The organism is Mycoplasma leonicaptivi ATCC 49890, assembly GCF_000622205.1.
Taxonomy (GTDB): Bacteria; Bacillota_I; Bacilli_A; order Mycoplasmatales; family Metamycoplasmataceae; genus Mycoplasmopsis; species Mycoplasmopsis leonicaptivi.
Window position 1 is genome coordinate 7,113 of the sequence record NZ_JHWE01000026.1, and the last position, 7,400, is coordinate 14,512.

The window sequence follows — 7,400 nt, forward strand, 5'->3', positions numbered from 1 at the left end:
AGTACTTCTGAACGTACACTTGCAAAGTGTTCTTTGCTGTCTTGTTCTGCTAATCTTGTATTAAAGATTTGCTGTAAAGTTTGACCTGTATCCCCTTGAGGTAAAGTAGATGGTAATAAATTAATTTGATCTTGTGCATCTTCTTTAAAGTTTGCTTTATCAATATCATTGTATCTAACAATAGCATCATCTACTCTAGTAGGATTGTTACTTTCAAAACCTGCTTTTTGTGGATTATTTTGCTCTAGATTGTTTAATAAAATGCTAGATTTAGAATTTATATAAGATGCTGCTTCTTGTTCAATAGCATCTAATTCCGCTTGAGTATCATTTTCATCTGATTTAGATGATAGTTTATCTATAATAGTTTGTGGTACTGCATATGGTTGATTTAATAAACTTTGTAATTTATTTAGCAATTTAAATCTATTTGTTTCAATAGCACCTTGATCTTCACCAAGTTTTTCTTGAGCAAATATTAATGCTTCTTCTAATTTTGCTTTATCATCACCTGCATCAGTTAATTTTGCTCTAACTGCTTCTTTTCTATCTTGATTTTCAATTTGATTAATGATATCAGTAATATCTTGTTTTAGTTTAGCTTTTTCGGCTTTATCTAAAACAGCTTTAACACCTGATAAGTTAGTTGAATTTGCTAATTCTGCTTCAAGTGTTCCTTTATTTGTTAAAGTATTAATAATGTTTGTAACATTTTGTTTTTCACGATCAAATAATTCTTCTGCTTTTTCTTTAATACTTAAAAGATCAGCATATGTTTGATCTGTTTCTGCTGGTAAAACACCTGCTTCTGATTTAACAGCATCATCACCTTCAAGTTTTTCTAATGCAGTTTGTGCTTGAGTACGAACTGCTGTTAATAAACCTTTTGCTTCTTGTGCAAGAGCAAGCTTTTTATCAATTGTATCTGTTTGTGCATCATCATTTAATTTAGCAATTAAATTTACTAATTCTGGATGATTTTTAGATGTATCAGCAACTGCTAATAATCTATTTAATTCTTTGTTTACTAATTCTTTAACATTAGCATCTAATGCTTGTTTTTGAGTTTGTAAATCTACTGAATTATCTGCAGTAGTAGTTGCATCTTTGATTGCTTGTACTGTTGTTTGATCTTCTGGTTTTACAAAAGCTAATAATTTATCAACTTCAGCTGTAAGATTGTTTTTAGCAGTTTCTAAAGCTCTTTGAGCCTCTTGTTCAATTGTTTCGTATTCAGTTTCTGTTGCTTGAGTATTATTAATTCTTGTTTCAAGTGCTGAATGTTCAGTTAAAAGAGTAATTTTATCTAAAGCGGCTTGTGCTTTTACTTTAGCAGCATCTAATACTGCTTGAGCACGAGCTTGTAAAGCTAATATTTCAGTTTCAGTATCATTTTCTTCTTCATTAGTTAATGAATTTGTTAATTCAGTTTTTAAATCACCATCTTTAAGTCTGTTCACAACTGCTTTTGCTTCAGTTCTAATTCTTGTGATTTCTGCTTTAACTTCTTCAATAAATTTATCTCATTCAGCTTCTGTTGGTTCTTGTGGAGCTTGGAATTGATCTATTTTACCTTGAATTAAAGCTCTTGCTTGATTATTTTCATTAAGTTTAGCTAACATTGCTTGTGCATCTTCTTTAGCTTTTGCACGTTGTGCTTGCATTTGTTGAATTAAAGTTTGCACAGCAGCTTTAGTTGTTGCATCATTAATTTTCTTAGTGAATTTATTTTCTTCTGTTGCGTCTTGACCTCTTATTTGATCATTAACTTGACCAATTAAATCAAGAGCCTGTTGTTTTACTTTATCTAATTCACGTGTTTCTTTGTCTTTTTGAGCTTGTGCAACACTCTTAATTTGTTCTAGATCTGTTAATGTTAAGTTAGTAGCAGGACCAGTTGTATTTGCTTGACCTTGATCATCGACACCATTAATTTGTTTTAATAAATTATCTTTTTCTGTAGCATCTTCAATTGAGTTAATTAATGCTAATGCTGCTTGGTATGTTGTTTGTTTATCTTGATCTTGTTGTGCTTTTGCTTGTTGAACTTTAACTTTAACTTCATCAACTTTTGCTTTTGTTGTTGCTTGATCTAATTCTGTTCTAAATTGTTGTGCTTTTTCTGCACTTTCAAGTTCAGAAATTAATCTTGTAACTTCTTTTTTACCTTCTTCAACTTCATCAACTTCGTGAGCTTGTGCTTGTAGTTCTTTAAGTTTAGTAACATTATTTGTTGGAAGGTTAATAGCAGTAATTAATTCAGCTTTTTTAGGATTTGTATAATCTAGTTTAGCAACTTCTGCTAATGCTTTATCTCTGAATGATTGTAATTTAGCTTGTGCTCTTTCATTTAAATCATTTAATGCTGTTTGAGTTTGATTATCTGCTTTTGCTTTTTCTTCATTAAATTTATTTAATGTATATCCATCAGTTACATCTGTGTCTGTTAAACCATCGAGCAATGTTATTGATGCATCTACTGTTGCACCAAGTGTTGTAATAATTGATTCAGCTTCTGCTTTAATTCTGTTTGCTTCTGCTATATCAGCAATATCATTTTCTGAACTTAAATCATCGTTTGGTAATGCTGTTTCAAGTTCACTATTAAGTCTGTCTTTTGTTTGACCATCTGATAATTTTTTAATAGCATCACGAACTTCTTTTCTCTTATTAGAAATTTCTTGATCTTCTCTAGTTTTTTCTGTAAGAGCTTCTGCTTTAATTGCATTTGCTTGTTCAGAAGTTGTTGCTTCATTAAGTCTTCTTTGAAGTTCTGCTTTTTTAGTTGAATCTTTTAATCTTAAATGACTAATTTCAGTTTGTGCTAATCTTTTATCTGTTTCAAATGTTTTTTGAGTTTCAATATCTCTAATTAAAACATCTAATTGTTGATTTGATTCTATTAAGTTATTATTTGCTTTAATAGCATCAAGTCTTTGTTGTAATTCTGCTTTTTTAGTTGAATCAGTTACTTTGGCTAATTCTGTTTCTGCTTGAGCAACTTTTTCATTTTTAATATTTGCTTGCTCTTGTTCTTCTAATAACTTAGCATTTAATTGAGTTTCAGCAGCATTTAATGCAGCTGTAACTGTTGCTTGATCTGGATTTGGTTGCCCATTTGATAACATTGCATTTGCAATTGCTTCTTGTAATCTTTGACGTTCTTGTGGATCTGTAATGTTATCTAATAAAGCATCTAAACGTGCTTTGTGTTCTGTGTTTGCTGTTTCTTGCGCTGCATAAGCTGCGGCTTGCGATCTAATTTCAGCAGCTTTTTCTTTAGTTGTTGCATTTGCTAATGCTGCTTCAAATTCTGCTTTTTTAGCTGCATTTGTAACACCAGAAACTGAGTCTGTTGCTTCTTTTTTAGAATCAGAAAATTCTTTTTTCTCTGCGATTTTATCTTTAATAATAGCAGCAGCATCTGCTGTTGTAGCACCTTGGATTTCTGATCTTAATTGATTTTTTTCCTCAGTTGTTAAATTACTTGCAGCATCTAATAATTGTTCACCTGTTTTAATGTTGTTTTGTTTATTAACTTCATTTGCAACTTTTTCTGCTAATTGGTTTAATTGACCAACAGTTGGTGTTTGACCTTGTGCAACAATTTTATCTAGTTCTGCTTGTAATGCTTGTTTTTGAGCATTTGAATCATCTAATTGTGCTAAGTAATTTTGTACATTAGTTTGAGCATTATTTAATTCAGTAACTGCTTGTTCTTGAATCGCCTTAATTTCATCTTGTGTAGTTGCTCTTGCTAATTTTTCTGATAATTCTTGTACTTTTGCTGAATCACCTGCAACTTGTGCGATTGCTGCTTGTACAGCAGTAGTAGATTCTGTTATTTTTGCTTGTGCAGCTTGTTGTGCTTGATTAATTGCATTTTGTGCAGCTTCTGTATCTTGGATAGTTCCACTGTTAATTTGATTTAATAACGCTGTTTTTTCTTCACCATCGCTTAATTTATTAGCAATAGCTAACGCTTCATCTTTTTTGGCTTGTAACTCTAATTCTTTTGCAACAGTTGCTTCAACACCTCTTAATGCTGTTAAAATTTCTGCTTTATCTTCTGAATCAGGAGCAGTAATAGCTGCTAATAATTCTTGTTTTTTAGCTTCTGGTAAATTAGATTCATTAATTTTATCTTCTAAAATAGATTTTTTAAGTTTTACTAAACCACCTAAACCTGCTTGGTTAACAATTTCACTATCAACACTATTTTGAATTTCACTAATTTTGTTTGCAATAGCATCTGATTGTGCTCTTACAAGTTCATCATCTAGTGCTTTTGTTGTAGCAGTTGTTGCTTCTGTAACTTGTTCTGTTGTTTGTGCATTATTAATTTGTTCAATTAATTTAGCTTTTTCTTCATCTAATAATGTTGATTCATTAATTTTATCTCTTAATACTGCTTTTTTAGCTTCAATTAATGTACTTGTATTAGATGTAGGTGTACTATTTTCTTGATTATTTAAAACAGTTTCAATTTCAGATTGTAAATTGTTTAATGCTGTTGTTGCTTCAGTTGTGTTTGTAGAAATTTTTGCATTTGCTGCATCTAATTTTTCTTTTAATTCAGCTTTTTTAACTGGATCAACAACATCTTTTAATAAATCTTCAATTAATGTATGCTTTGCGGTTGCACTATTTTGTCCTGCTTGAGAAGTATTAATTGCTTGATTTACTGCGTCTGATTGTGTTGCAAGATCTGTTGAACTATTTGCAGTTTCAACCGCCTGTGTTAATCTTGTTTTTTCTTCTTGTGATAAGTTTGAAGCAGTAATTTTTGCTTTTTCAATTTCTTTTTGCGCATTTAATAATGCAGTATTTTGAGCATCAGTTGTTCCACCAGTTTGTTCTTTAAATTTAGTTTCAACATCTGCTTGTACAGTTGCTAGTTGTGTTTTAGCTTCTTCTGGATTGGTTTTAGCTAATTCTTTAATTTCATCTAATCTTGCTTTTAATGAAGTTTTTTGCTCATTATTTGTAATTTTATCAGCTAATGCTGTTACATCTGCAACATCGCTTAAAACATTATTTGTTTTATTAAGTTGATTATTTAATTGTGTTGTAACATTTGTTTCTTGTGTGTTAACAGCATTATTATCAGTAGCATTTAAAACCGCTTGTCTTAATGTTGCTTTTTCTGATTCTGGTAAATTAGATGCATTAATTTGATTTAATAATGAATCTTTTTTAGCAGTAACTACTGGGTTTGTTTGAGATTGTGAAGATGGATTTTGTTGAGAAATTGTTCTTTCAACATCTCTTTGTAATTCATCTAATGAATTTGTAGCAGCAGGTAAATCAGTTGAAACTTGTTTACTTGCTGTTTCTAATTGTTTTTGTAACTCTGCTCTTTTGTCTGGATTAGAAACTTGTGCTAATAAGTTATTAATTAATTGTGCTTGTGAGTTTGCATCTCTTGTTGCTTTTGTTGCTTCAATAATTTTTGAGTCAACATCTGCTGAAGCAGTAGTTAAAGCATTTGTATCTGTTGCTTGTTCAATTGATTGTGTTAATCTTTCTTTTTCAGTTGCAGGTAAAGAAGATTTTGCTATTTTTGCTTTTTCAACTTCTTTTTTAGCGGTTAAAACAGCACTTTCTTTATTATTTGGATCAACTGTTTGATCTTTAATTGCTTGTTCAATTTGTGTTTGAACTTCTTGCATCTTAGATTTAGCTAATTCAGGATTTGTTTTTGCTAATTCAATTAATTCAGTTACTTTTGCTGTTAAATCTGCTTTTGTATTTTCTGTTGTAACAATAGCGGTTAATTCTTTTAAGTCGTTTAAATCTGTACTTAATTGTGCATCTTTTGCATCTTGTTCAGCTAGTTTTGTAGCAAGTGCACTTTGTTGTGTTGCTAAATCTGCTAATGTAGATGGTGCATTAATATTTGAAATTAATTGTGTTTTTTCTGTTTCTGATAAATTAGAAGCAGTAATTTGATCAATTAATGCTGCTTTTTTAGCATTAATTAAAGTTGTATCTGGATTTGTGCTTTGTTTATTAATTTCGCTTTGAATTTGATTTTGAATATCATTTAATGATGTTAAACCATCATTTGCATTTGTAGTTTGTGATGCTTGTGCGATTTGATTTTTAATTTGTTGTTTAAGTTCCGGATCAAGAATTTTTTCAACTAAATCATTTAAGTGTGTTGTTTTTTCTGACACAATTAAAGCAGGTTGATTGTTAGTTGTGATTGAATCTTGAACTTGTGTTGATAGATTTGCTAATGTAGCAGCATCGGTTGCACTATCAATTTGTGTATTTAAAGCATCTTTTTGATCTTCTGAAAGATTTGAATTTGATACTTTATCTTTTAAGATTTCTTTTTTAGCAGCAACTAATGCAGCATCTTTAGCATTTTGATCACCAGTAACTGTTTCTTTGAATTTTTCATCAGCACTTTGTTGTAGTTCTGCTAATTTTGTTTTTGCTAATTCAGGATTTGTTTTTACTAATTCTTTAACTTCAGCAACTTTTGCTGTTAATTCTGAGTTATTAGCAATTTTAGCAACTAATTTTTCAGTATTATCTAAATCGCTTAAAATTGTATCTTGAATAATTTTAAGTGCTATATTGTTTTGTGATAATGAAGTTTCAACATTGTCTAAACTTGATAATGATGTTGAATTTGAAACATCTTTTAATAATTTGTCTTTAATTGTTGTAGGTAAATCAGAATTTTGAATTTGTCTTCTTAAAACATCTTTTTTAGCTTCAACAGCTGGTTGATCGCTTGAATATTGTGAAACAAATGATTTTTCTACTTCTTTTGTAACAGAAACTAAATCAGCATCAAATGTAGCATTTTGATCTGGATTAGATGCTTTTGCTACTAATTCATCAATTTTGCTTAATAAAGCAGTTTTTGCTTCACCATCGACTAATTTTGAAGCTAATCTTTTTAAATCACTAACTTTTTCTTGGTTAACTTGTTCTGGTGTTTTATTTGTTAAAGCATCAATTTGTTTTTTAAATTCTGCTTTTTTCTTAGGATCAATAATTTTTTCAATTAAAGTTAAAACAGATTGTTTAAACATGGAAGTCTATTTTAGACCATTAATACTTATTAACGTCTCAAACTTCTTGAGGCGTTTTTCATTGTAAATTTGATTGTATTCTTTCAAAATTATATCAATCAACATAATTTTTTATAAGATTTAATAATTCAGAAAAATTTAATTTAGAAATATTAATTTTGTTTAACATTTCAGATTTAATATTAGAAAAGAAATATTCTGCTTCTCTATTGTCAAGTGAATTACCAACTCTACCCATAGAAATTTTAAAATTATTTTTCTTAGAAAGTTTTATATATCTATTTGATGAATATTGATATCCGTGATCTGAATGAACAATTATTTTAGATTTTTTCTTAAATTTTAATT

Annotated in this window: 2 protein-coding genes; both read right to left on the reverse strand. The window is 29.5% G+C overall.

The genetic code is table 4. From position 1 onward, the window contains the following. On the reverse strand, positions 1 to 7,052 hold a 7,052-nt coding region (locus BU00_RS05455), incomplete at its 3' end, for a hypothetical protein (protein ID WP_211246791.1). Between the two features lie 19 nt (positions 7,053 to 7,071). Next, on the reverse strand, positions 7,072 to 7,400 hold a 329-nt coding region (locus tag BU00_RS05220), incomplete at its 5' end, for an integrase core domain-containing protein (RefSeq protein WP_027121281.1).